At 67.3% G+C, this 23190-nt stretch carries 22 protein-coding genes and 1 tRNA gene; 13 read left to right on the top strand and 10 right to left on the bottom strand.

Translation table 11 applies throughout. From position 1 onward, the window contains the following. Positions 1 to 47 precede the first annotated feature (47 nt). The gene (locus AC1D0A_RS02830; RefSeq protein WP_476943666.1) at positions 48 to 566 is read left to right on the top strand and encodes a DUF1269 domain-containing protein; all 519 of its coding nucleotides are present in this window, start codon (positions 48 to 50) and stop codon (positions 564 to 566) included. Between the two features lie 75 nt (positions 567 to 641). Here the strand turns inward: AC1D0A_RS02830 and mshC are convergent, their stop codons facing one another. Both mshC and AC1D0A_RS02820 read right to left on the bottom strand, forming a co-directional pair. After that, the gene (gene mshC, locus AC1D0A_RS02825) at positions 642 to 1922 is read right to left on the bottom strand and encodes a cysteine--1-D-myo-inosityl 2-amino-2-deoxy-alpha-D-glucopyranoside ligase (protein WP_476945143.1); all 1281 of its coding nucleotides are present in this window, start codon (positions 1920 to 1922) and stop codon (positions 642 to 644) included. Positions 1923 to 1937: 15 nt separating this feature from the next. Next, on the bottom strand, positions 1938 to 2771 hold the full coding sequence (locus tag AC1D0A_RS02820; RefSeq protein WP_028275574.1) for an undecaprenyl-diphosphate phosphatase: 834 nt from the start codon (positions 2769 to 2771) through the stop codon (positions 1938 to 1940). A 50-nt stretch (positions 2772 to 2821) separates the two neighbouring features. Here AC1D0A_RS02820 and AC1D0A_RS02815 point away from each other — a divergent pair, with 50 nt between their 5' ends. After that, positions 2822 to 3757, top strand: a complete 936-nt coding sequence (locus AC1D0A_RS02815) for an aldo/keto reductase (protein ID WP_243177614.1) — start codon at positions 2822 to 2824, stop codon at positions 3755 to 3757. 24 nt (positions 3758 to 3781) lie between these two features. Here AC1D0A_RS02815 and AC1D0A_RS02810 read toward each other — a convergent pair whose 3' ends face one another. Continuing rightward, positions 3782 to 4054 carry a hypothetical protein gene (locus AC1D0A_RS02810; RefSeq protein WP_223916379.1) on the bottom strand — a complete coding sequence of 91 codons (273 nt, stop codon included), beginning with the start codon at positions 4052 to 4054 and terminating at the stop codon, positions 3782 to 3784. A gap of 39 nt (positions 4055 to 4093) precedes the next feature. Here AC1D0A_RS02810 and AC1D0A_RS02805 point away from each other — a divergent pair, with 39 nt between their 5' ends. After that, positions 4094 to 4327 (top strand): DUF5703 family protein, encoded by a 234-nt coding sequence (locus tag AC1D0A_RS02805; RefSeq protein WP_018772920.1) that lies wholly within the window; start codon positions 4094 to 4096, stop codon positions 4325 to 4327. Positions 4328 to 4402: 75 nt separating this feature from the next. Here the strand turns inward: AC1D0A_RS02805 and AC1D0A_RS02800 are convergent, their stop codons facing one another. Both AC1D0A_RS02800 and AC1D0A_RS02795 read right to left on the bottom strand, forming a co-directional pair. Beyond that, positions 4403 to 5566, bottom strand: a complete 1164-nt coding sequence (locus tag AC1D0A_RS02800; protein WP_476945142.1) for an acyl-CoA dehydrogenase family protein — start codon at positions 5564 to 5566, stop codon at positions 4403 to 4405. Positions 5567 to 5582: 16 nt separating this feature from the next. Beyond that, positions 5583 to 6899 (bottom strand): M20/M25/M40 family metallo-hydrolase, encoded by a 1317-nt coding sequence (locus tag AC1D0A_RS02795; RefSeq protein WP_028275570.1) that lies wholly within the window; start codon positions 6897 to 6899, stop codon positions 5583 to 5585. A gap of 164 nt (positions 6900 to 7063) precedes the next feature. Between AC1D0A_RS02795 and AC1D0A_RS02790 the strand changes: the two genes are divergently transcribed. The 5 genes from AC1D0A_RS02790 to AC1D0A_RS02770 all read left to right on the top strand — a co-directional run bounded on the left by AC1D0A_RS02790 (position 7064) and on the right by AC1D0A_RS02770 (position 10708). Beyond that, positions 7064 to 7146, top strand: a tRNA-Leu gene (locus AC1D0A_RS02790). Positions 7147 to 7839: 693 nt separating this feature from the next. Continuing rightward, positions 7840 to 8313 (top strand): hypothetical protein, encoded by a 474-nt coding sequence (locus AC1D0A_RS02785; RefSeq protein ID WP_476945141.1) that lies wholly within the window; start codon positions 7840 to 7842, stop codon positions 8311 to 8313. Between the two features lie 64 nt (positions 8314 to 8377). Beyond that, entirely contained in the window at positions 8378 to 8863 is a 486-nt protein-coding gene (locus AC1D0A_RS02780) for a hypothetical protein (RefSeq protein ID WP_476945140.1), read from the top strand. Further along, a complete protein-coding gene (locus AC1D0A_RS02775) occupies positions 8860 to 9825 on the top strand; it encodes a hypothetical protein (RefSeq protein ID WP_476945139.1) in 966 nt (321 codons plus the stop codon). Before AC1D0A_RS02780 ends, AC1D0A_RS02775 begins: the two co-directional genes overlap by 4 nt. 25 nt (positions 9826 to 9850) lie before the next feature. Beyond that, positions 9851 to 10708 (top strand): oxygenase MpaB family protein, encoded by an 858-nt coding sequence (locus AC1D0A_RS02770; RefSeq protein WP_476945138.1) that lies wholly within the window; start codon positions 9851 to 9853, stop codon positions 10706 to 10708. Positions 10709 to 10824: 116 nt separating this feature from the next. On the opposite strand, the gene AC1D0A_RS02765 is transcribed toward AC1D0A_RS02770, so the two are convergent. From AC1D0A_RS02765 to AC1D0A_RS02755, 3 genes are all read right to left on the bottom strand, one after another. Continuing rightward, positions 10825 to 12804 carry an APC family permease gene (locus AC1D0A_RS02765; protein ID WP_476945137.1) on the bottom strand — a complete coding sequence of 660 codons (1980 nt, stop codon included), beginning with the start codon at positions 12802 to 12804 and terminating at the stop codon, positions 10825 to 10827. Between the two features lie 121 nt (positions 12805 to 12925). Beyond that, positions 12926 to 14065, bottom strand: coding sequence for an AI-2E family transporter (locus AC1D0A_RS02760; protein WP_476943674.1), 1140 nt, complete (start codon positions 14063 to 14065; stop codon positions 12926 to 12928). Positions 14066 to 14095: 30 nt separating this feature from the next. Then, the gene (locus AC1D0A_RS02755; RefSeq protein WP_476945136.1) at positions 14096 to 15613 is read right to left on the bottom strand and encodes a CYTH and CHAD domain-containing protein; all 1518 of its coding nucleotides are present in this window, start codon (positions 15611 to 15613) and stop codon (positions 14096 to 14098) included. Between the two features lie 240 nt (positions 15614 to 15853). On the opposite strand from AC1D0A_RS02755, the gene AC1D0A_RS02750 reads away from it, so the two are divergent. Beyond that, complete coding sequence (locus AC1D0A_RS02750; protein WP_476943676.1) at positions 15854 to 16123, top strand: hypothetical protein; 270 nt, start codon at positions 15854 to 15856, stop codon at positions 16121 to 16123. Positions 16124 to 16253: 130 nt separating this feature from the next. On the opposite strand, the gene AC1D0A_RS02745 is transcribed toward AC1D0A_RS02750, so the two are convergent. After that, positions 16254 to 17312 (bottom strand): alkaline phosphatase family protein, encoded by a 1059-nt coding sequence (locus AC1D0A_RS02745; RefSeq protein ID WP_476945135.1) that lies wholly within the window; start codon positions 17310 to 17312, stop codon positions 16254 to 16256. Between the two features lie 120 nt (positions 17313 to 17432). After that, the gene (malQ, locus tag AC1D0A_RS02740) at positions 17433 to 19676 is read right to left on the bottom strand and encodes a 4-alpha-glucanotransferase (RefSeq protein WP_476945134.1); all 2244 of its coding nucleotides are present in this window, start codon (positions 19674 to 19676) and stop codon (positions 17433 to 17435) included. Between the two features lie 156 nt (positions 19677 to 19832). Here malQ and AC1D0A_RS02735 point away from each other — a divergent pair, with 156 nt between their 5' ends. The 4 genes from AC1D0A_RS02735 to AC1D0A_RS02720 are packed head-to-tail and all read left to right on the top strand — an operon-like array spanning position 19833 to position 23166. Continuing rightward, positions 19833 to 20186, top strand: coding sequence for a TraR/DksA family transcriptional regulator (locus tag AC1D0A_RS02735; protein ID WP_028275564.1), 354 nt, complete (start codon positions 19833 to 19835; stop codon positions 20184 to 20186). Further along, the gene (locus tag AC1D0A_RS02730) at positions 20183 to 20971 is read left to right on the top strand and encodes a M50 family metallopeptidase (RefSeq protein ID WP_476945133.1); all 789 of its coding nucleotides are present in this window, start codon (positions 20183 to 20185) and stop codon (positions 20969 to 20971) included. The genes AC1D0A_RS02735 and AC1D0A_RS02730 overlap by 4 nt, the downstream gene beginning before the upstream one ends. A 9-nt stretch (positions 20972 to 20980) precedes the next feature. Continuing rightward, positions 20981 to 22048, top strand: a complete 1068-nt coding sequence (locus AC1D0A_RS02725) for a glutathione S-transferase family protein (protein ID WP_243177637.1) — start codon at positions 20981 to 20983, stop codon at positions 22046 to 22048. Next, positions 22048 to 23166, top strand: a complete 1119-nt coding sequence (locus tag AC1D0A_RS02720; RefSeq protein ID WP_476945132.1) for a serine hydrolase domain-containing protein — start codon at positions 22048 to 22050, stop codon at positions 23164 to 23166. Before AC1D0A_RS02725 ends, AC1D0A_RS02720 begins: the two co-directional genes overlap by 1 nt. The last annotated feature ends 24 nt before the right edge of the window (positions 23167 to 23190 follow it).

Genomic DNA, 23190 nt, shown 5'->3' with positions numbered 1-23190 from the left:
GTTGGACCTGGCCGCGACGCCGGCCAACACCGAGTGGAGGGCACACCATGACAGATCACAACTACATCTTGTTCGTGTCGTCGTACGCCGACGAGGGCTCGGCGGCAGAGGATTTCCAGGCGATCAAGGGCATGGACGACGCGGCCGTCGCGGCTGCCGTCGTCCTGTCGCGAGACTCCTCGGGCAAGACCGAGGTCAAGGAGCACGGCGGCGGACTGGTCGCCGGCGGCACGAAGGCCGGCGCAGTCGGCGGCCTGGTGGTCGGACTGTTCGCTCCGCCACTGCTGCTGTCCGGCGTGATCGGTGCCGGGATCGGCGCTGGTGTGGGTGCCATCAGGAAGCGGCATGAGGAAAAGTCCATCGGCGTCAACGCGGAGGAGTTTCTGCCGCCGGGCTCCTCGGCGATCGTTGCCATCGTCGATGACCTCTACCTCGACCGCGTCGACAAGGCGATCAGCAAGGCCACCAAAAAGGTCAGCAAGGCTGTCGAAAGTGGTGACTACGACGCCGTCGTCAAAGCCGTGAACGAGGGCGACGAGAAAATCATCGAGGCCGCTTCGTCCTGACCGGCCGACGCTCCCACCGTGGAGACGGCAGCTGGGTTTTGGGATCTTCTCCGGCCGGGGCCGATCGAAATCCGGTTAGAGTTCGACGCCGAGCAGGGCGTCGACCGCGTCGCTGACCAGCGCGGCGTCCGTGGCCGAGGCCTCCCCCGGGGCGGCCAGGGCGGCCTTGGCCCAGGCATCGACAGCGGCGAGTGCGCCGGGCGCGTTCAGGTCGTTGGCGAGTTCGGTCCGCAACCCGCCAAGCAGGGCTGCGGCGGAGCCTTCCGGCGCCACGGCGAGGGCCTCGCGCCACGTGCGGAGCCGGTCTTTGGCCTCGGCGAATCCGGCGGCGGTCCAGGACCAGTCCGTGCGGTAGTGGTGGGCCAGGATCGCGAGGCGGATCGCGGCAGGTTCTTCCCCGTCAGCCCGGAGCCTGGAAACCAGGACAAGATTGCCCTTGGACTTGCTCATCTTTTCCCCGTCGAGGCCCACCATGCCCGCGTGCGCGAAGTGGCGGGCCAGCGGCACGCCCGCCAGCGAGTACGCGTGGCCGGCGCCCATTTCGTGGTGGGGGAAAATAAGGTCCGAGCCGCCGCCCTGAACGGTAAACGGCCTGGGCAGGTACTCCTGGGCGATCACGGTGCATTCGACGTGCCAGCCGGGCCGGCCCTCCCCCAGCTCGCCACCGGGCCAGCTGGGCTCGCCTTCGCGGGCAACCCGCCAGAGCAGCGGATCCAGCGCCTGGCGCTTCCCGGCCCGGCCAGGGTCGCCGCCGCGTTCGGCGAAGAGTTCCAGCATTTCGGCGTCGGAGAGTCCGGAAATGGATCCCAGGGTCCAGGCGTCGACGTCGTCCGTCGAGTGCTTCCCGGCGGCTTCGACGTCGTAGTAGACGTCGCCGTCGGGCTCGCCGCCGGTGCCGGGGACGCGGTACGCGAGTCCGTTGCGCAGCAGGCGTTCGATGGCGGGAACGATCAGGGGAACGGCCTCGACGGCACCGATGTAGTGGTCCGGGGCGAGGACATTCAGGGCCTCCATGTCGGTCTGGAACAGCTCGATTTGGCTCGCGGCGAGGTCGCGCCAGTCGACGCCGGTGGCCGTGGCGCGCTCCAGGAGGGGATCGTCGACGTCGGTCACGTTCTGGACGTAGGCGACGTGCTGGCCGCCGTCCCGCCACGCGCGGTTGAGGAGGTCGAAGGCGACATAGCTGGCCGCGTGGCCCATGTGCGTGGCGTCATAAGGGGTGATGCCGCAGACATACATGGACTGCTCACCCGTGGCCTCCAGGGTGACAATTCCGCCCTTGGCGGTATCGAAGAGGCTCAGGGCGGGCATGCTGCCGGGGAGCTGGGCAACAGGGCGGGAGGTCCAGGATTTCACAGACCAAGCCTAGTGCTAGGCGCTGATGACATTGAAACCGAGCAGCAGGAACAGCGACATTCCCAGGATGATCCGGTACCAGACGAAGAGCCGGTAGCCGCGGGTGGAGACGTATTTCAGGAACCAGCCGATGATGACGTAACCCACAATGAAAGCGATCACGGTGGCCAGGGCAGTTTCCGGGAGCCCGTACGGGCCGGTGATGCCTTCCTTGGAGACCACCTTGTACAGCTGGTACAGGCCGCTGCCGAACACGGCGGGGATGGCCAGCAGGAAGGAGTAGCGGGCCGCCGCCTCACGGGTGTAGCCCATCAGGAGCCCGGCGCTGATCGTGCCGCCGGAGCGGGACACACCGGGGAACAGCGCCAGGGCCTGCGCCAGTCCGTAAAAGAGGCCATGTTTGTAGGTCAGCTGCGTCAGTTCACGGTCCTGCCGGCCGATGGTGTCGGCAACCGCGAGGACCATGCCGAAGATAATCAGCATGGTCGCGACGCCCCACAGGCTGCGGAGTACCGATTCGATCTGGTCCTGGAACAGCAGGCCCAGGACGATGATCGGGATGCTGCCCAGGATCACCAGCCAGCCCATGCGCGCATCCGGGTCCTGCCGGGAGACTTTGCCGGTCAGCGAACCGGACCAGGCACGGATGATCCGCAGGATGTCGCGCCAGAAATAGACGATCACCGCCGTCTCGGTGCCCAGCTGCGTGATGGCCGTGAAGGCGGCGCCGGGATCGGACGCTTCCGGGAGGAAGGCGCCGACAATCCGCAGATGGGCGCTCGAGGAAATCGGGAGGAACTCGGTCAGCCCCTGTACCAGGCCCAGCAGAGCCGCTTGTATCCAGTTCACGTTTATAGACCCTACGTTACGAAGCAGCCCGACCCCGTAAGCTAGCTGACATGCAGCAGCGTTATGTCGGCAACAGTGGGTTGCGCGTGTCCGCCCTATCCCTCGGCACCATGTCCTGGGCCAGGGAAACCGAGGAACAGGATGCCGCCGCCCTGGTGCGCACCTTCGTCGATGCCGGCGGAACCCTGATCGATACGGCGGCGTCCTACGCCGACGGGCAGGCCGAGGCGATGCTCGGCGGAATACTGGGCGACGTCGTGGCGCGCTCCGAAGTGGTGATCTCCACGAAGGCCGGACTGACGACGGCGGACGGTCGCCGCAGCGTCGACACATCCCGCAACGGCATGCTCTCCGGGCTGGACGCGAGCCTGGCCCGGATGGGAACCGATTACGTGGATCTCTGGTTCGCGCACGCCTGGGATCCGAATGTTCCGCTGGAGGAAACCCTGTCAGCGCTGGACCACGCGGTGCGGTCCGGCCGGGCGCGTTACGCCGGCGTCTCCAATTTCAACGGCTGGCAGACTGCAAAGGCCGCCGCAATCGCGGGCTTCCCCCTCGTGGCCAACCAGTCCGAATACTCGCTCCTGCAACGCAACGCGGAGATTGAGCTCATTCCGGCCATCGAGGACGCGGGGCTGGGCCTGATGGCCTGGGCTCCGATGGGACGCGGCGTCCTGAGCGGCAAATACCGCGGCCACATCCCGGCTGATTCCCGGGCCGCCAACCAGCGGTTGGCGACGTACGTGGAACCCTATCTCGAGGGACCGGCGTCCAGCGTGGTGGAAGCCGTCGCCATGGCGGCGAAGGGGCTCGGCCGGACTGCCCTGGATGTGTCGCTGAGCTGGCTGTTGTCCCAACAGGGGGTGGCAACCGCCGTCGTCGGCCCCCGGACACCGGTTCAGCTCAAGGAGATCCTGGATTCGGCGCTCGCGCCGCTGCCGCCGGAGATCGCGCAGGCGCTCGAAGACGTGTCCGACCCCGGCTGAGGCCGCGGAGATCCGCAGGTCCCCCTAGTTCTCGGAATTCTCGAGGATCTCGAGGTCCTCTTCGTCGTCGACATCATCTTCGTCGCCGTCTTCGTCGCCGTCGATCACTTCAAGGGGCGTCACTTCCCCATACGCCTCATACAGGGCATCGTCGTAGACTTCAAAGGCATCGGCAACGGCGAAGAACGCCGCCTCGACCGCGGGATCCCCGTCACTTCTGCGGGCGGAGGCCGCCGCCAGGTGTTCTTCCAGTGCAGAGGTCAGGGACTGAAGCGCGACACGCGGATCGATGCTCATGACTTCACGTTAGTCGGAAAAAGACGAAAATGGAGAGCAATGAAAGAACATTTTCTGAGCAGCTCGGTCCGGCGGGAACGGGACTATGTCAAGCAGTACGAGTACCTCGTTCTGACGGTCGGTCCTGAGGATTCGCTCCCCGAGGCCCGCCGCCGGCTCGTGGAGCATTCCGAGTACGGCAAATGGGAACTGGAACGCAGCCGCCTCTACGTGGGCGGCGGGCGGCGTTTCTGGCTGCGCCGCAAAGTCATCCAGGTCCAGCGCACCGTCTAGGCCGCACACGGATCCCGGCCGCGCATCGGCCCCGGATGGGCAGCCGCGAACGCCGCGGGGAGTCCTGGGCGCCCTCTAGGGTGTCTCCAGCGGGCCCAACCAGGCGTTCGCCACGGTATTGTGCGCCGATTCGTCATCTGATGGGTGGAACATGCCGGCGAGCACGTCCCGGTACAGCCGCTCGAGCTCGGAGCCGCGGAAGTAGCTGGAGCCGCCGGATACCCGGATGGCGAGGTCCACCACGGTGCGGGCCGTCTCCGTGGCCCGGACTTTGAGCCCCACGAGCCGGGGGAACCATTGGCTGCCGTGGTCCGCGAGGCCGTCGACGTCGGCCGCTACGGAGGACAGCTGCGGGTAGAGCGCATCCATGGCCATCGCCGCTTCCGCCACCTTCCAGCGGATGTCCGGGTCCTGGGCGTAGCTGCGGCCGCCGTTCTTGAACGATGTCCGGCGCTGCACGGCTTCCACCCCGAGCGTGAGGGCCCGTTCGCCGATTCCGGTGTACACCGCGGCGAGGAGGGTCTCGAAGCAGGCGAAGATCGCGAAGATCAGGGGGTCGGCGTTCGGGCCCACCGGCAGTTTCCGGAAAATCCGTTCGGCCGGGACGACGGCGCCCTCCAGGAGGGTCGTGTTGGACTGGCTGGCCCGCATGCCGAGAGTGTCCCAGTCGGGCAAAATCTCGTAGCCGGGGGTATCCCGGGTGATGAACCCGTGGACCAGTTCCCCGGCGCCGTCCGCGGCGTTGGCGTCCTTCCCGAAGATGCCCAGCCGTGTCCACGCCGGTGACAGGCTGGTGAAGATCTTGCGGCCCGTGAAGCTGTAGCCGCCGCCGGGCAGCGGGACGGCCTCCGTGCGGGAATCGAACAGCACGGAGTCGTTGCCTGCCTCCGAATTGCCGAAGGCGAAGACCTCACCCTGGGCCGCTTCCTGAAGGATGAAATCCAACGAGGAGTCACCGCGGGCGGCAAGGACGTGGGCGACGCCGGTCCACACCAGGTGCATGTTGACGGCCAGGGCCGTGGCCGGCGCCGCGGTCGCCAGCCTGCGTTGCAGCTGCGCCGCTTCCGCCAGCCCGAGTCCGAGCCCGCCGTCGATCACCGGGACGAAAATTTTCAGGTAGCCGGCCGCCGTGAGATCCGCGAGGTCCTCGTGGAAGAAGGCGTTGTCGCGGTCGTAGCCGGCGGCGCGGCCGCGGATCCGTTCCAGCAGCGGCCCGCTCAGGATGTCCTCGGGCGTCATGGCAGGCAGTGTCCGCTCAGTAGTTGGTGAGCAGGGTGTCCAGCACCCGTGCGCCGAATTTCAGGGAATCCGCCGGGACCCGCTCATCGACGCCGTGGAACATGCCGGTGAAGTCGAGCTCGTCCGGCAGCATCAACGGGGCGAAGCCGTAGCCGGTGATGCCGAGCCGGCTCAGGGACTTGTTGTCGGTCCCGCCGGAGAGCGTGTACGGCAGCACCTTGGCGCCCGGATCCTCGGAATGCAGGGCATCGATCATCGAATCGACGAGGTTGCCGGCGAACGGCACCTCCAGCGAGACGTCGTTGTGCACGTAGCTGATGTCCACTCCGGTGCCGGCGAGTTCGCGCACGATTTCCAGCACCTGCTGTTCCTGCCCGGGCAGGGTCCGGCAGTCGATGAGGGCCTCGGCCGATTCCGGAATGACGTTGTGCTTGTAGCCGCCTTTGAGCAGGGTGGGGTTGGTGGTGTTCTGCAGTGTGGCGCCAACAAAGCGGGCCACCGTACCGAGTTCCTTCAGGATCTTCTCCGGGTCATCGGGATCGAATTCGACCCCGGTGAGTTCGGTGACGCCGTCGAGGAACTGCCGGGTGGTCGGCGTGAGCTCGATCGGCCAGTTGTAGGCACCAATCCGGGAGACCGCTCCGGCAAGCCTGGTCACGGCGTTGTCGGTGTTGATCTGGGAGCCGTGGCCCGCGCGGCCGTGGGCCACCAGGCGGAGCCAGGAGAGGCCCTTTTCCGCCGTCTGGAGCAGATAGGTGCGCTGGCCGCCGATGGTGGCGGAGAAGCCGCCGACTTCGGAGATCGCCTCCGTGGCGCCCTCAAAGAGTTCGGGCCGCTTCTCGACGGCGTAGCGGGCGCCGTAGGTGCCGCCGGCTTCCTCGTCGGCGAAGAACGCGAAGATGAGGTCGCGCTTGGGTTTGCGTCCCGTGCGGGCGAAGTTGCGCAGCACGGACAGGATCATGGCGTCCATGTCTTTCATGTCCACGGCGCCGCGTCCCCAGATCAGGCCGTCCTTCAGTTCGGCGCCGAAGGGGTCAACCGACCACTGTTCGCGCAGGGCCGGGACGACGTCCAGGTGGCCGTGGACCACCAGGGCGCTGGCGGAGGGGTCCTCCCCCGCCAGCCGGGTGACTACGCTGGCTCGGCCGGGCGCTGCTTCGAAAATTTCGGCGTCCAGCCCGACTTCTGCCATGAGCCCGGCGGTGTATTCGGCGGCCGCGCGTTCACCGGGGCCGGAGCCGTCGCCGTAGTTGGACGTGTCGATCCGGATCAGCTCCTGGCAGATCCTGACGACCTCATCCTCTGGCCTGGTTTCGGTCCGGTTGTCGGTCATAGCGGCTCCTCGTGGCGGGTGGCTCAATTGCTTGCTTCAGCCTACCCACACCACCCCCGCGGACCCCGATTATTTGTTTCCGGAAAAGTCGTGCTAGAGTCTTTCTCGCTGCTTCCGAGAAAAGCAAAACGCTGAAAGGCGAAACGAACTCGGAATTACCACCTGCGCGGGTGGCGGAATGGCAGACGCGCTAGCTTGAGGTGCTAGTCCTCGAAAGGGGGTGGGGGTTCAAGTCCCCCTCCGCGCACAAGGGAAAACCCCTGGAATCCACGGATTCCAGGGGTTTTTTTCTGCTTCCCCGCAGACGGGCTACGGCTTCGCCCGCGCTGCCGCTGAATACCAATACCCGCCACCCCGGCCAGTAGCCCACCCGACGTGCCCACCAAAGGATGGCCGCACAACGTTCTCGCCTCGTGGCCGCCGGCGTAGAGTCTGCGCAAGAGACTTGCAAGCGGATCGAGGGATGACAAATGACAGTTAAAGGCTGGAACCCGCTGGTGCTTTTGCCCGTCGCGTTCATCGTCGTCTTCATGGTTTGGGCAGCTCGACGCGCCCGAGGCCGGACGTCCAAGGACTAACGACCCGCAGACCGGGGAGCGCATCGTCTCCCGCGGCGGCCGCCGCCGTCGACAGGAACACTCTGACCTCACCCCGCGGCCGGGCCACCAAAAGACCGCATCCCTGCCGGCCCCCCAAAAGCTCCTGCAGGAATGCGGCCGTCGTGGCGTCAGCCGGAGCGCGGCTCCCCTGACGGGCAACCCTTAGGCTGCGTGCCTCCACTATGGAGGCGGTACCGGAGGCGTGGCCCGGTACCCCTCCGGTGCAGAAATAGACATGTCCAATTCTGTTTTCAGAGGGTAATGCAAAATTATTGGACATGTCCAATCGGATGATATCGTCTTCTGGATCCACCCTTCGACCGCAGAAAAGGAGCCGCGCGATGAACGACGCGTCAGTCGATTCCGGGCCGGGCGCGGCACTCGCAAGGAAGCTGAACCTTCTCCTTGATTCCTCGGAAGCCGCCGGGAAGAAGATCACCTTCAACGACGTCAGCGCCGCCATGAAGACGGCGGGCACCCCGATCTCCCGCGCCCGCTGGCACTACATGCGCACCGGGTCCGGGCCCGAGGTGAAGAAGACCGAGCTCCTGCAGAACCTCGCAACGTTTTTCGGCGTGAACCGCGACTACCTGCTGCACGACCAGGACGAGCTGCCCCAGAAAGTCGAAGCCCAGCTCGACCTCCTGGCCAGCATGCGGGCCAACAAGGTCCGCAATTTCGCTGCCCGGCAGCTCGGCGGCCTGTCACCCGAGACGCTCCTTCAGATCCGGGACCTCATCGACGAGCAGCTGGCGGAGACGAACGTCACTTCTTCCGACACGCCGGGCGCCGGAAAGGCCCCTGAACAGGGCTGATACGCTCCTCCTTGGAGTCGGAGGGACTCCGGCCCCTTATCGGACCATCCCAAGGACCAGCTCCATGGATTACAGCGACGCCCGAGCGCGGGCCCGGACCGCGGAAGAAGGCCTGCGGCTGCAGGAACCGGTCTCCATGAGTTCCATCCAGACCCACCTTGAGACCGCGAGCGGGCGTCCGATTGTCATCAAGCCGATCGACAACACCCCCACCGACAAGGTCTGTGGCCTGTGGTTCGGCCTGGACGGCCTGGACCTCATCCTCCACGCCAAGGCGGCGTCAGAGGTGCACCGCCAGCAGATCGTCCTGCACGAGTTCGCCCACATGATCCTCCGGCACGAGCAGGAAGTCCTCTCGCACGACTACGCCCAGGTCTTCTTCCCGGACCTCGACCCGGAGCGCGTCGTCTCGGCCCTGAAACGCACCGATTTCGCCGACGAGCTCGAGGTAACGGCCGAACTCCTTGCCGACCGGCTTGCCTCCCGCATCCGCCGCTCCTACCGGCAGCCGGACGCGGAGCCGGGCAACTTCGGGGCGGTCTTCGGATGATGCAGTTCCTGATGGCCGCGGCGCTGTTCCTGTTGGCCGGTGCCCGCATTCCCGCCCTGCTTCGCAGCCGGAGCGACCTGGTGTTCACCTGTGCCGTGTACGGAGGCGTGGGCTCTTTGCTCATGTCCCCGGTTGTCTACGTCCCCGTCGATACGGCCCTGGGCGGCATGAACCTGGTCAAACTGGTCCTGAACTCCCTGATGATTGTCTCTCTCTGGTATCTGCGCCTCGCCGCATACGCCGCCATCGCCCCGGAAGCCGGCGGCCGCCGGTCCTGGTGGACGCGCACACTTCCGTTGACGCTCACGCTGAGCCTGCAGACCGCGTTCTTCCTCCTCACAGGACCCACCGTCACGACCCCCGCCTGGGGCATCTACGAGGACCGTTTCCCGGCTCTCCTGTTCTCACTGATGCTCACCCTCTTCATCTGTTCGATGAGCGCGGAAATTGCCGTGATCTGCTTCCGCTACGTCCCGCGGATGAGCCGCCCGTTCCGCGTCGGTTTCTCCATGCTGGGTGCCGGCTGCATCATGGGCTTCCTGGTGATGGCCGAGATGTGTCTGTCCCTCTTGGCCCGGCACCTGACATTCCTGGCCGTACTGGTCAGGCCTGACTTCCCCTACCATCAGCTGGAACTGGTCGCGACCGTCCTGGCCGGCGCCGGACTCACGATCCCGGCGGTTGCCGGCAGGGCTGCCCGCAAAAACCTGCACCGCCGGAACACCGAAACCCTCGCACGCGTCGAGGCCATCTGGTCCAAGGCGCTGCAGAGCACGTCGCTTGACCGGACCCTTGAGGCCGACCCCCAGGCGCCGGTACAGGACAGGCTGCACCGGATGGTTGTCGAAATCCGGGACGCTGAACTCGCTGCGGGCACTTCGGCGACCTTCCTGACCGCGGAGGAGCGCAGCTACCTGCTCTGCGTTGAAGCAAAGCTCCATAACTCCCCTGCCCCGGCATAGCCTGCGACAGCTACGGAAAGCCCCCATGCAACTCCTCACGCACCCGACCCGCCGAACACGCCCGAGCGGTACGGACATGTACGGGATCTACCGGAACATGGTCCTCTTCGATTTCAAGACTGAAATCCATTCGGGCTTCTTCGTCGCCTACTACCGCAACTTCGCCATCCCCTCCACAGCAAGGACCCTGGCGGCGACCGGGGAGATGAAATCCCGGCCGATGAAGCGCTCCTACGACACCGGCATCGTCCTCCACGAGATCATCGCCAACGGGTTCGAGCACGAACGCAGCCAGGCCATGATCAACCTGCTCCGCCGGGTCCACAAGGGGGTGCCCGGTACCCCGGACGACTTCGTCTACGTCCTCATGACCTTGCTTGTCCTGCCGCTGCGCTGGACCGAACGTCACGGCTGGCGCCGGCTGACGGAGCTGGAGAAGCGGGCCGCCACGGATTTCTACGCCGAACTGGGCCGGCAGATGGGGCTCGAGGGCATCCCGGCCACCTTCGCGGAGGCGGAGCGGTTCCTGGACGAATACGAGGACCGGAACATGGGCCCGAGCCCCGAGGGCTCGATGCTGTTCAACGCGACCGTCGCGGCCTTCGCCAGCCGTATCCCCGCCCTGCTTCGCCGGTTCACCCCGACCATCCTGGCGCTGATGATGGACAAAACCCAGGTCGCTGTGGCCCTGGGCCTGAAACCTGCCCCGGCAGTGCTGCGCGTGCCGTTCAATGCGGTGCTGCGGTTCCGCTCCCTCAAGGCCAGGCTGCGTCCGTTGCCGACGGAGCCCATATTTGTGCCGGGAAAGATGAACGTCGTGGCATACCCGGACGGATACACCCTGGACCAGATCGGCCCGTGGGGGAAATCAGCCAACGTCTGAGGCCCGGGTACCGGGTGTGAGAGCAGATACGGGTCGCAGGACACGGAGAGCCCCGCCGGAATCTGAACTGCTCAAATCCCGGCGGGGCTGATTGTTGTGGTCAGAGTGCGCTCTGCCTAACCCACGTGGATGGCGGGCCGGAGTGCCTGGTCGGGCTCTGTCTCGCGGAGGATTTCGCGCACCAGCGGCGCGGTGTCGCCCTCACCCAGGAACAGGTACCGCATGAGGTGGCCGACGGGGTTGCCCTCGGACCACTCGAAATAGCACTGGGGCTTCGTGCCGGTCGAGTCGCGCATGGCCAGCAGGACCGCCGCGATCGCGTTCGGCACGGCCGGGGACTTCACCCGCAGGACCCGGTAGCCCTCCACTTCGATGCCTTCGACCCGGAGCGTGTGGCTGAACGCCGAAGGATCGGAGATTTCCACTTCCAGGAAGATGACATCCGCCGGGCCCGGGACGGGATTCAGCCCGCGCTGTTCGTACTCTTTGTCCGCGTACTCAGCCTTGTCACCGGCCTGGCGTTTGTTGGCGATGACGTTCAGTTGCCCGTCGAAGGCAATCGAATCGGTGATGAACTGCCGGGCCGCCTCGTCGAACTCGATGGTTTCCAGCCGCAGTTCGGTGGTGCGCTGGACCCGGGAGATGAGCGAGACGACGATGATGCCGGCGATGAAGAAAGCCGAGATCGCAATGCCGTCGGGCTTTTCGATGACATTGGCGGCCAGCGCGTACAGCAGGACCAGGGTCAGCGCACCGAAGCCGATGGTGCCGGCGCGGCTGTGCCGGCGGATCGCGGAGACTGTCACGGCGACGGCTCCGGAAACCATCATGGCCAGGATGCCGGTGGCGTAGGCACCTGCCTGGGCGTTGACGTCGGCGTTGAAGGCGATGGTGATGCCGACGCTCAGCACGGTGTAGACGATCACGACCGGGCGGACGGCCCGGCCCCATTCCGGCGCCATGCCGTAGGCCGGCAGGTACCGGGGCACGATGTTGATGAGCCCGGCCATGGCGGAGGCTCCGGCGAACCAGAGGATCAGGGCGCTGGAAATGTCGTATACGGTGCCGAACCCGGCGCCGAACAGGTCGTGGGCGAGGAACGCCAGGGCGCGGCCGTTGGCCTGTCCGCCCTCCTCGAACTCCTTGGCCGGGATCATGACCGTGGTGAGGAAGCTGGTGGACATCAGGTAGACGCTCATGATGGCCGCCGCCGTGGTGAGCAGCTTGCGGGTGTTCCTGACCCGGGACGCCATGACCTGCTCGGGGCTGTCGCCGGTGGCCTTGATCAGCGGCATCATCGAGACGCCGGTCTCGAACCCGGACAGGCCCAGGACCAGCAGGGGGAAGGCGATGACGGCCGGGCCGATCAGGTCCATGGGGCCGCCGCCGGCGCTGGCGAGCAGCCGGTCGGTCCAGCCGGCGATCAGGGACGGATCGGAGAAGACGTGCATGAACCCGGCGGCGACGACGACGGCGTTCAGGAGCAGGTAGACGGCCACAAGCGGAATGGCGACGCCCACGGCCTCATTGAAGCCGAGCAGGAACACCCCGCCCAGGATCAGCAGCAGGATCACCGTGATGATCACGGCACTGCCTTTCAATCCCGCCGGGACGATCGGGTTCTCGAGCAGGTGCACCGTCGCGTCGGCTCCGGAGAGGGTGATGGTGATGATCCACGAGGTCGCCACGAACCCGAGCAGCAGCAGCACGAAGAACTTGCCGCGCCAGAACGGAAGCAGCTTCTCCAGCATGGCAACCGAGCCCTGCCCGTGCGGGCTCTCCTGCGCGACCCGGCGGTACATGGGCAGCATGCCCAGCAGGGTCAGGGCCACAATGAGCAGGGTGGCCAGCGGCGACAGGGCACCGGCGGCCAGGGCGGCGATACCGGGAAGGTAGGACAGGGTTGAGAAATAGTCGACGCCGGTCAGGCACATGACTTTCCACCAGGCGTTGGGCTTGTGATCTTCCTCGGCTTCGGGGCCGGCGGGTGCGACCTGGTTGGCCAGTAGCCAGCGGACCAGGGGCTTGCGGTCCGGGCGGTCGGCCTGCTTCAGGTCAACTTGCGCCGGGACGGCGTGGTCAGAAGTGGTCTGCATCGGATCTTTCTGTTGGTGGCCGGGCGTGTGCCGGGCAGGAGCAAGTCCTGGGAACCGGTCAATTGTAGTGCCGGGCCCCCTTTGCGGCGGCCAGCTGCAGGCCGCGTCCGGAACGGCGAGCCTACCGCGGCTCCGGTCCGGGCAGCTCCGGTCCGGACATCTCAGGTCCGGCCAGCTCCGGACCGGGCGGCTCAAGTCCGGGCAGCGGGTCCTTGCCGGTCCATGTCTTCACGACCGTCCACGTGACGGCGGTGATCGGCACGGCCAGCAGCGCGCCGACAATGCCGGCCAGTATGGTGCCGGCAGCCAGGACGAGCAGTATCGCCAGGCCGTGGATGCTGAGGACCCTGCCCATCAGGACCGGCTGCAGGAAGTGGTGTTCGAGCTGGTTCACGCCGATGACCACGGCCACAACAATGAGCGCCTGGACCAGTCCGTTGGAGACCAGCGCGACGACAATGGCGAGGGTGCCAGCGACGGTAGCGCCGACGATCGGGATGAATCCGCCGATGAAGATGAACACTCCCAGCGGCAGGGCCAGCGGCACTCCCATGATGGCGAGGGTGATCCCGACGACGAGACCGTCAACCGCGGCCACCATGGCCGTGCCGCGGACATACCCGCCCAGGACGACGGTACTGCGATCCGCCGCCAGCCGTGCCTTGGCGCGCTGGTCGGCCGGCAGCATGCCAATGAGAAAGGCCCGGATTTCGGGCCCGTCCTTGAGGAAGAAGAACAGGGTGACGGCCATCAGCACCGCGCCGGTGAAGATTTCCACCGCGGTGCGGGCACCGGTGAGGGCTTCTGCACTGAACGTGCTCGAGGTGAAGAACTCCCGCACCGAGTCCATGACGGCGGTGATCTGTTGGTCGCTGACAGGGACAGGTCCGTGGTTCAGGAATGAGTGCAGTTGTTCGACTCCCGCAGCGGCCCGGGCCGTGAGCTCGCCCCACTGGTTGGAGACCAGAATGACGATGCCGGCGATGACGCTGCCGAAAACGGCGAGAATGGCCACGAACGAGGCAACCACCGCGAGGGCGCGCGGCCACGCGTGCCCGGTGAGCCAGCGGACCAGCGGGGAGATCGCTGCGGCCAGGATAACGGCGATGAGGACGGGGATGATGACGAGCGGGATGCGGCTGGCGGCCCAGATGATCGCCCATGCGAGGGCGGACACGGCGAGGACCTGCACGGAGCGGATGCTGGCGCGGCCCAGTCCGTCCGACCAGATGGCCGGCATTGCGCTGCGGGGTTCGATCATAGGGGTTCTCCCGGCGTTCGGACGCGGTGGCTAGGCCCAGCGCAGGGGTTTCGGCCTGGACTGTTGCCACGCATAGTAGAACCGCAAGCGGGCTTCGTTGCCGCGCTGCTGCTCAAGGGCGTGCAGGCGCCCGAAGGTAAATCCGGCGCCGGGGCCAGCCGCGGCCTGCCCCGCCAGCACCAGTAGGGTTTCCCGGGTGACGACGCTGTCCTGGAAGTCTCCGAGGATCTCCTGGATGCCCTCCGCGGCCCGGGCAACGTTCGTTGCTTGAGTGCCGAAAATGGGGGCAGCCGCCTCTGCGGCATAGCGCAGCCGCTTCGCAGCCTTCCGAACTTCATGCAATGCGGCATCTTGCGGTGTCCCGCCTGCGCCGCCGTCAAGGGACCGGACCGCCGCCTTGAGGCGTTTTCGTTCCGCGGAGACGAGCCGTCCAACCGTCCCCGGCGCATCGTTGCCTGCCCCGCCGCTCAGCGGAGGTACCGCAAGGAAGGCATCGAGGGCATCGAGGAGGCGGAAGTAGCGGGTGCTGTCCAGCGCGGCCAGGCCGGTGGCAAGGCCCTGTTGCTGGACGGTGCCGAGGTGCTCCTGGATCTGCTGCGCGACTGGTCCGATTAACAGCTCCGGAGGTTCGGCACTGATCATGTCCTTTAGCCGGGCACGGATGACCTCGGCGTCCCGGGCCTGGCCCACGTTGCCGGCGAGCCACTGGAGCTCGCCCCTAAGAAACCTGGCCGACGTCGTATCTGTGAGCGTTCGAAAGGTTGCCAGTGCCGACCGCAACCGGCGGGCGGCCACCCGGAATTGATGCACGGCATCGGGCGCATTGACCCGTACGCGAGGATCATTCAGCTTCACGGCGCGTACCTGTTGGGATACGTACGAGAGCATGACGTCCGAGGCCGGACCGTCCCGGCTCGGCTTTGGAGCCGTGGCCGGATTCTCCGGATAGTCCGGTCCGAGCGCCCGGGCGAGCTTGGACGGGTGCGTGGCGATGGTGACTCCCTCTGCGGCGCACAGAGCGTCAGCGTCCTGGAGCAGCCGACGGGGGCCGTCGGCGAGTTCCAGTTCCCATTCCCGCCACCGCGACGGTCCCGCGCAGGTTAGCAGGGATTGGGCCTCGACACGGTCGTCACTGAAGTTGGCAAGGACTGCGCCGTCGGCGGCGTATAACGGCGTCAACCTCCGGCTGGTCCGGATGTGTGCAACCGGAATCAGCGCGTGGCAGCGGCTGTGGACGAGGACCAGCTGCCGCAAATTTTCCGGCACGGCATCCTGATCGCCGCCAAGCGGCTCCTGTATAGCCCGGCGCTCCCCCACGGCGACCGGCAGTTTGAGGTGCCATCCTGGATCCGGACCGGCGGACCGCCGGCACAGGGTGATCCGTTGCCTGGCCAATGACAGTGCTTTGGTATCAAAGTAGACGGCGTCCAGCATTTCGTTGACGGGCTGCCCGGCGCGATCCACCCCTGGGATTGATGCCAGTGGCGGGAGGGCGTCGGATTCCGAAGGGCTGTACTTGCGTTCCACCTCGATCGCGTCGGCGGCCATGCTTCATTTTAGGAACTCCTGCACGCGCCGGGCGTGTGCCCAAAGGCCCCTATCGGAGGAGATTGTCACGGGAACCGGGTGCTGGGGACGGGTGGCCGCCCAGTTCAGGCCACGGCCCCGCGGAAGGCGCACAGACGCGGCGGTATGAGGCTGGAAAAATGACTTGCCCGGGCATGCGGCGGCGAGTAACTTTCGGAGCAGTGGGCCGGCGGACCGCTGGCCCCCTGCGAGAGGACCGCCATGCCAACCATAATCGGCCACCACGATGTCAAGGACAAGGATCACTGGCTTGCCTCGCCGAAGCGCGAAGAGGTGTTCGGCCCACTGGGGATCACCAACATTCGTACGTTCGTCAACCCCCAGAACCCGACGCAAGTCGCAGTGATGATGGATGTCCCTGACGTGGATGCCCTCATGGCCGCGATGCAAAATGACGTAATGGGCGAGGCGATGGCCTACGACGGCGTACTGCCCGAGACCCTGGTCATCCTGGTCGAGGCCAAGCCCTAGCTTCACCCGGGCGGACACCGCCGGCGGTGCAGGCGGATGTGGCGAAGCTCCGGTCAAATAGCGGTTGACCGGAGCTTCGGGTCCATTATGGGCAGTGGTTCCTGTGTATTGGCCGGGAATAGGCTGACCGCTAGTGGTTCAGCAATTCGCCCATGAGGGGCGCATTGCGGACATCGTCGGTCAGGGGGCTCAGCCCCCACACGTCCTCGATGGTGTGCAGCAAGGAATAGTGCGAGTAGGCGGCGTTGGATGTGAAGTGCTTCCGCGCTGCCGGGCCGGCAAAAACCGTAGCCACCCGGTTGTCGTCTTTGCTGCCTTCATCCCACGTGAGCACCAGCAGGGAGTTCTGCGTCGTGAAGGCCGGGGATCCCAGGATCCTGGGCACTTCGCGGGCGAGCCAGTCGTCTCCGGTGCCGATGGAGCAGTCGTGGGTGTCGTGGCACATGTCCGGGCTGATGAAAGCGTAGTCCGGCAGGGTCGACGGCGACTGCAGGTCCTGCCCCAGCCGGTCATACGGAACAACATGGTCCGAGCAGGAGGCCACGTCGTCCGTCACGGCAGGGTAATACATGAACGGATTATGCTTCACCGCATACCGGCGGGAGTCATGCGCGGCGCAGGGCGCGGGCATGCCCTCGGCGTACATTTTCCAGGTCCGTCCGGATTGGGTGATCTCATCGGCGATCGAACGCACATCGGCGGTGCACGAGTCCGGTTTGCAGTCGCTGGTGATCCCCGCGCTCGTTCCGCTCGTGAGGGCGAGATAGTTGGGCAGGCTCGGGTGGGTGATGGCCCGGTAGTTGGCGGCCACCGAGAATTCCGCCGCAAGCTTGTTGAAGTAGCCCGCTTCGCTGGCGCCCATGATCTGCGAGGCCGCCTTGTTCTCCTGGACGATGACCACAATGTGCGCGATTCCGCTGCTGGCCTGCCCGCCCGGGGCGGGGTGCGGGGCCGGCTGCGCGAAATACGGGGATGGTGGTGGGGCCGCGGCGGTCGGGTTCTGGCCGGGGGACGCGGGCGGCGATTCGGTCCCCGCCGGCCCGGCAGGCAGGGACCCGGCCGGTGGGGACTCGGCAGATGGCGACTGAGAAGGCGGGCCGGCCTGGAAGGGGTGCACCGACGTGCACCCCGCCAGCAGCATCGCCAGCGCCCATCCGCCGGCCAGGGAGAGTCGGCCGATCCGCGTCATCGGTCCATGCTAGCGGCCGGTATTGGTGCGGCCAATGCTGTCTGCATTCCCGGCCTCAGGCCAGGCTCAGGTCAAGAAACTGCCCGCACCCGGTCCAGGGCCCGGCTCCCCCGTGTCCGGTCACCCTCCGGGATGCATCGCGCCGCGGACGGTGCCCAGCAGGGACAGGAACCGCTCGTTGTCCGGCAGGTCATCGATCAGCACCACACCCTCGGGAGCGGCCAGCGGAATGCGCCAGTTCGGGTATTCGGTGCTGGTGCCCGGCTGGTTCTGGGTCCGGGTCTCCCCCACGGCGTCGACCAGCGCCACCCCCAGCAGCGCTGACGGGGCCAGCGCCGTGTAGGCGTACAGCGCCTCCACCGTGGTCCGGACGTCCGTGCCGTTTTCTGCCAGCAGGCCGCGTGCCCGGACCCGGGCCAGCACGGCCTCCTGCTCGGCCGCGGCCTCGGCGCGTTCTTCCGCCACGGGCCGCCGCAACAGCCCGAGCGATTCGCGCAAGGTGACGTGTTCACCGGCGAGGTAGCCCGCCGTCGGGGGGAGATCGTGGGTGTTGACGCTGGTCAGGCACTGCTCGCGGTAGTGCTCCGGCGGAATCGGGCCATCGGCGTCGTGTTCGAACCAGAGAATCGACGTGCCGAATATTCCCCGCTCGGCCAGGTAGCCCCGGACCCACGGCTCGAAGACCCCCAGGTCTTCGCCAATCACGATCGCCCCGGCCCGTTGCGCCTCGAGGGCAAGGATGCCGATGAGCGCCTCGTGGTCGTAGTGCACATAGGTGCCGCTCTCCGGTCCCCCGCCCTCGGGGATCCACCACAACCGGAACAGGCCGAGGATATGGTCCACCCGGATGCCGCCGGCGTGCCGCAGCACGGTGCGGAGCATGTCCCGGTAGGCGGCATAGCCGGATTCGGCGAGCCGGCCCGGATGCCATGGCGGCTGCGACCAGTTCTGGCCCAGCTGGTTGAACATGTCCGGGGGCGCACCAACGCTCACGCCCCGGGCAAGAACGCCGGAGAGGGTCCAGGCGTCGGCACCGCCGGGTTTTACCCCGACAGCGAGGTCATGGATGACTCCGATCCCCATCCCCGACTGGCGTGCCGAACGCTGGGCCGCCTCGAGCTGCTGGTCGCAGAGCCACTGCAGCCAGCAGTGGAATTCGATCCGGGCTGCCAGCCTCGGCCGCTGCTCGACACAGTACGGCGACGCCGGGGATGCAGCCGCTCCGGCCCATTCCGGTGCCGACGGCGGCAGCTCTTCGGCGAGCGCAGACCACAGCGCAAAGTCCTCGAGCCCCTGCCCCTGCTCGGCGCAGAAGTCGGCGAACTGCCGGGTGCGCGCCGGCCCGCGGCGGACCGCAAACACGTGTTCCAGCGCCGAGAGCTTTGCCGCGTAACTGGCGTTGCGGTCCAGGAGGTCCCGGGAACGGTTGGCCGCCTGCTGGCCTTCGGCCAGGCGTGCCACCTCGGCCCGGCCGGCTGCGTCCAGGTAACCGTTTTCCGGGATTTCCTCCACCCGCAGGTAGAGCGGGTTGAAGAAGCGCCGTGTGGTGGGCAGGTACGGGGAGTCCTCGACCGGCGGCACTGGTTCGGCGGCATGCAGCGGATTGACGAGCACAAAGCCGGCCCCCTGCTCCCCGGCAACCTCGGCGAGGTCCCCGAGATCGGCGAAGTCGCCAATCCCCCAGGACCGGGAGGACCGCACGGAGTACAGCTGGGCCGTCAGTCCCCAGGTGCGGCGTTCCTTGAGCAGGGCCGAGGCCCGGAGCCGGCCGGGCGTAACTACCAGCGGACACTGCGCCGCCGTGCCCGCGGCGTCGGCTCTCAACGTGTGCCAGCCGAGACCGAGGCTGCCGGGTATGGCGAACGTGGCACGTCCCGTGAGGACGCCGTCGACGTCGACCGGCTGGTCCCAGTTCTCCCGCTGGGCGGCCTCATAGCTGCTGCCGTCTTCGGCGTCGATCCAGACGCGGACTTCGCTTCCGTGCGGGACGTGGACGTCGACGCGGGACTCCTGTCCCTCCCTCACTACAAGGACCGGGGGCAGGATGCGCCGCCAGGGTGCCAGCCGGGACTTGGCCAGGGAGCGTTGCTGCTCCTGGGGCCCGTTGGCGGGGACCCCGAGGGCCGACAGCACGTCCTGCAGGGTCCCGGCGGCCACGGAACGCTGCACTCCGTCCCAGCCCCAGTAGCTGGTGTCGACGCCATAGGCTGCGGCGAGTTCGCGCAGGAGCGTGTCGGCCGTATCAGTGTCCCCGGTCTGCCCGGGACTTCCGGGGGCCGCGGCGTTGCCGGCGTCTGCAGGATGATTGGGGTTTGGACGGTCCTCGGGGTTTGCGGGGGTCTCGGGGTGCGTCTGGTCCACCATGCGCCCACTCTAGACGCTGCCCCTACCGCCCGCCGCCCCTTCCGTGGATGTGGGAGTCATCTACCAGTTCGTTGAGTCCTTGGCTGGCTCCCGGCGCGGACGGCTCCTTCGGCCCGTTTAGGCGCCGCTACAGCGGCCGCGCTAGCCTTGAAGCCTATGGTTGACGTCGAACGGTTCCGGATCCTCCTGCGCGAGGAACGTGACCGGAAGCTTGCCCTCCTGCCCGCCCTCCGCCGGGACATCACCTCGGTCAATGCCGCCCGCCTCGACTCCAACGTCGACGACGAACACGACCCCGAGGGCACGACGATCGCCTTCGAACTATCTCAGGCCTCCGCGCTCCTGGAACAGAGCAGGGCTTCCCTGCTGCAGATCGATGCCGCCCTTGCGCGGATGGACGAGGGCACCTACGGAATCTGCGCTGTATGCGCCACCCCGGTCCCCGAGGACCGGCTGGAGGCCAGGCCCTGGACCGCGTACTGCATCGCGCATGCCTCGGGCAAGGCATGACTCCGCCCGGCCTGCTGGGGGAACCGAACCTCGCCCTGACATGGTGGGAGCGGATCGTTGCCGGATTCACCCACGCCCCCAGCCCGCACGTGAGCAGTATTGAGCTCTTCGCGGTGATCCTGCTGGCAGTGGCCGTCTCGCTGCCGCGCCTGTCCTGGCGCTACTTTGGCCTGCTCGCCACCGTGACCCACGAACTCGGCCACGCGTTTGCCGCCCTCACCACCGGCCGGCGGCTCGGCGGCATCCGGCTGGGCCTGGACCACTCCGGCACCACCACGACGTACAGCAGGAGCCGCCTCTCCGCCGCCTGGTCGACGTTCTGGGGCTACCCCGTGCCCGCCGTCGTCGGGGCGGCGATGGTCTGGTGCGGTTTCAACGGCTGGGGGCCGGCCGCGATGTCGGTGGGCACGCTCATCCTCCTGGCGTCCTTCCTGTTCCTCCGCAACGGCGTGGGCCTCCTCATCACGGCCGCCGCCGTACTGGCCGCGGCGCTCCTGGTGCTGTTCGTGCCGCCGGTGTTCAACGGCCACGTGATGATCGTGCTGGGCCTGGCGCTGCTGGTCGCTGCCGTCAGGGACCTCGGCAAACTGGCCAACGTCCATTTGCGGCACCGGGACAGGCTCCCGACGTCGGACGCGTACCTGCTGGCCAGGGCCACCTCCATCCCCGCCGCGGTGTGGATTGCCCTCTTCGCCGTGGTTGTGGCCGGGGCATGGTGGTTTGCCTGGCAGCCGATGGCCCCTGTGTTCGCGGCCGCGTTCGGGCCGTTCCCTTCCCGGCCTTAGGCTGGGACCATGAGCCTGAGTACCCACACCGACGATCCGGGATTCAGCACCAAGGGCGCGTATGTGACCGGCGGCGAGGAATTCACCCGGGATACCAACTACATTGAGGACCGGATCACCCGGGACGGTGCCACGGGCGCCCACGGCGAGCCCGGCTGGCCCGTGGAACCTGGCCGCTACCGCCTCATCGCTGCGCGCGCCTGCCCGTGGGCCAACCGCACGGTGATCGTGCGCCGGCTCCTCGGCCTGGAGGCGGTCATCTCGCTCGGCCAGCCCGGCCCCGCCCATGACGCCAGGTCCTGGACGTTCGATCTCGACCCGGACGGCAGGGATCCCGTCCTCGGAATCGAACGCATCCAGGACGCCTACTTCCGCCGCTTCCCCGACTACCCCCGCGGGATTACCGTCCCGGCAATCGTGGACGTCCCCAGCGGGCAGGTAGTCACCAACAATTTCCCCCAGATCACGCTCGACTTTTCCACGGAGTGGACCCAGTACCACCGCGCCGGCGCGCCGGAGCTGTACCCGGAGCACCTCAGGGAAGAAATCGACGCCGTCAACAGGCGTGTCTTCACCGAGGTGAACAACGGCGTCTACCGCTGCGGCTTTGCCGGTTCCCAGGAGGCCTACAACGCTGCCTACGATCGGCTCTGGACGGCCCTGGACTGGCTCGAGGAACGCCTGGCGGGCCAGCGGTACCTGGTGGGCGACACGATCACGGAGGCCGACGTCCGCCTGTTCACCACACTGGCCCGCTTCGACGCCGTGTACCACGGCCATTTCAAATGCAACCGGCAAAAGCTCAGCGAGATGCCGGTCCTGTGGGCCTACGCGCGCGACTTGTTCCAGACGCCAGGGTTCGGCGACACCACCGACTTTGTGCAGATCAAGCAGCACTACTACATCGTGCATGAGGACATCAATCCCACCGGAGTGGTCCCGCGCGGACCGGAACTGGGCAACTGGCTCTCGGAGCACGGCCGCGAATCCCTCGGCGGCCGGCCGTTCGGCGACGGAACGCCGCCCGGACCGGTTCGGGCCGGCGAAGAGGTCGCCCCGGGACACGGCGCAGCCTGATGCCGACAGCGGCCGGTGCGGCTCGCTTTGCCGCGCCCGGATTTGCGGGTGTGCGTGAGCTCTTCGACTCTTTCCTTTCCGAGGATCCGGGCTACAGCGCGCAGCTGTCGGCCTACCACCACGGCACCAAGGTGCTGGACCTCTGCGGCGGACCGGGATTCGTCCCCGGCGACATCACGGGCACCTACTCCTGTTCCAAGGGAGTCGCCGCCTTCGTCATCGCCCTCCTCGTCCAGGACGGCCGGCTCGACCTTGACCGGACCGTCGCGTCCTACTGGCCTGAGTTCGGCGTCCACGGCAAGGACCGGCTCACGGTGCGGCAGGCCCTATCCCATCAGGCGGGGCTGCCCGGCGTCGCCGGCGGGTTTCCCCTGGCGGAGTTCGCCACCCCGGCCGCGGCGCGGCGTCTCGCGGCCTCGGCGCCGTTGTGGCGCCCGGGCACGGCCTTCGGCTACCACGCCCTGACCATAGGGATCCTGATGGAGGAGCTCTGCCGCCGCGTCACGGGGATGACGCTGCAGGGGCTCTACGACGAACGCATCCGCCGCCCGTGGGGCATCGACTTCTTCCTGGGCCTGCCCGAGGGCCAGGAACCCCGGTACCGCGAGGTGCTCTACGACCCTGACCCGGCCCAGCCGTGGCTGGACCCGCTCAGCCTCGACGGGCTGAACAGCAACGCGCCGGTCAGCACCATCATGGAACTGCCCAACCACCGCTTGGTGCGCGCCTCGGGTATGAGCAGCGCAGGTGGTGTGGGGTCAGCCGAGGGGCTGGCCAGGCTCTACGCCGCCGCCACCACCGGAGTGGACGGCGTTCCCGCTTTCCTGAACCCCGCCACCATCGAGCTCATGGCCGCTGAGCAGGTCTGGGGACTGGACCGGTGCTCCGGGCAGGACAACGCCTTTGCCGTCGTGTTCATGAAACCCCAGCCTGGGCGGAACTTCGGCAGCCAGCTGGCCTTCGGGCACGAGGGAGCGAACGCGGCCCTCGGCGTCGCGGATCCCGGCTACGGCCTCGGGTTCGGGTATGTGCCCCGCCGCAGCGAGGAAGGCCGGACCGAGGGGCGGGCCCAGCGGCTGTCCGCGGCGGTGCGGCGGGCCGCCCACGCGGCGTCCTGACCGGCCCCGTTTCGGCTTGGGCGG

The organism is Arthrobacter sp. P1_D4 (assembly GCF_056406115.1).
Note: the sequence above shows the minus strand (reverse complement) of the source record. Positions and strands in the feature narration are given on the sequence as shown.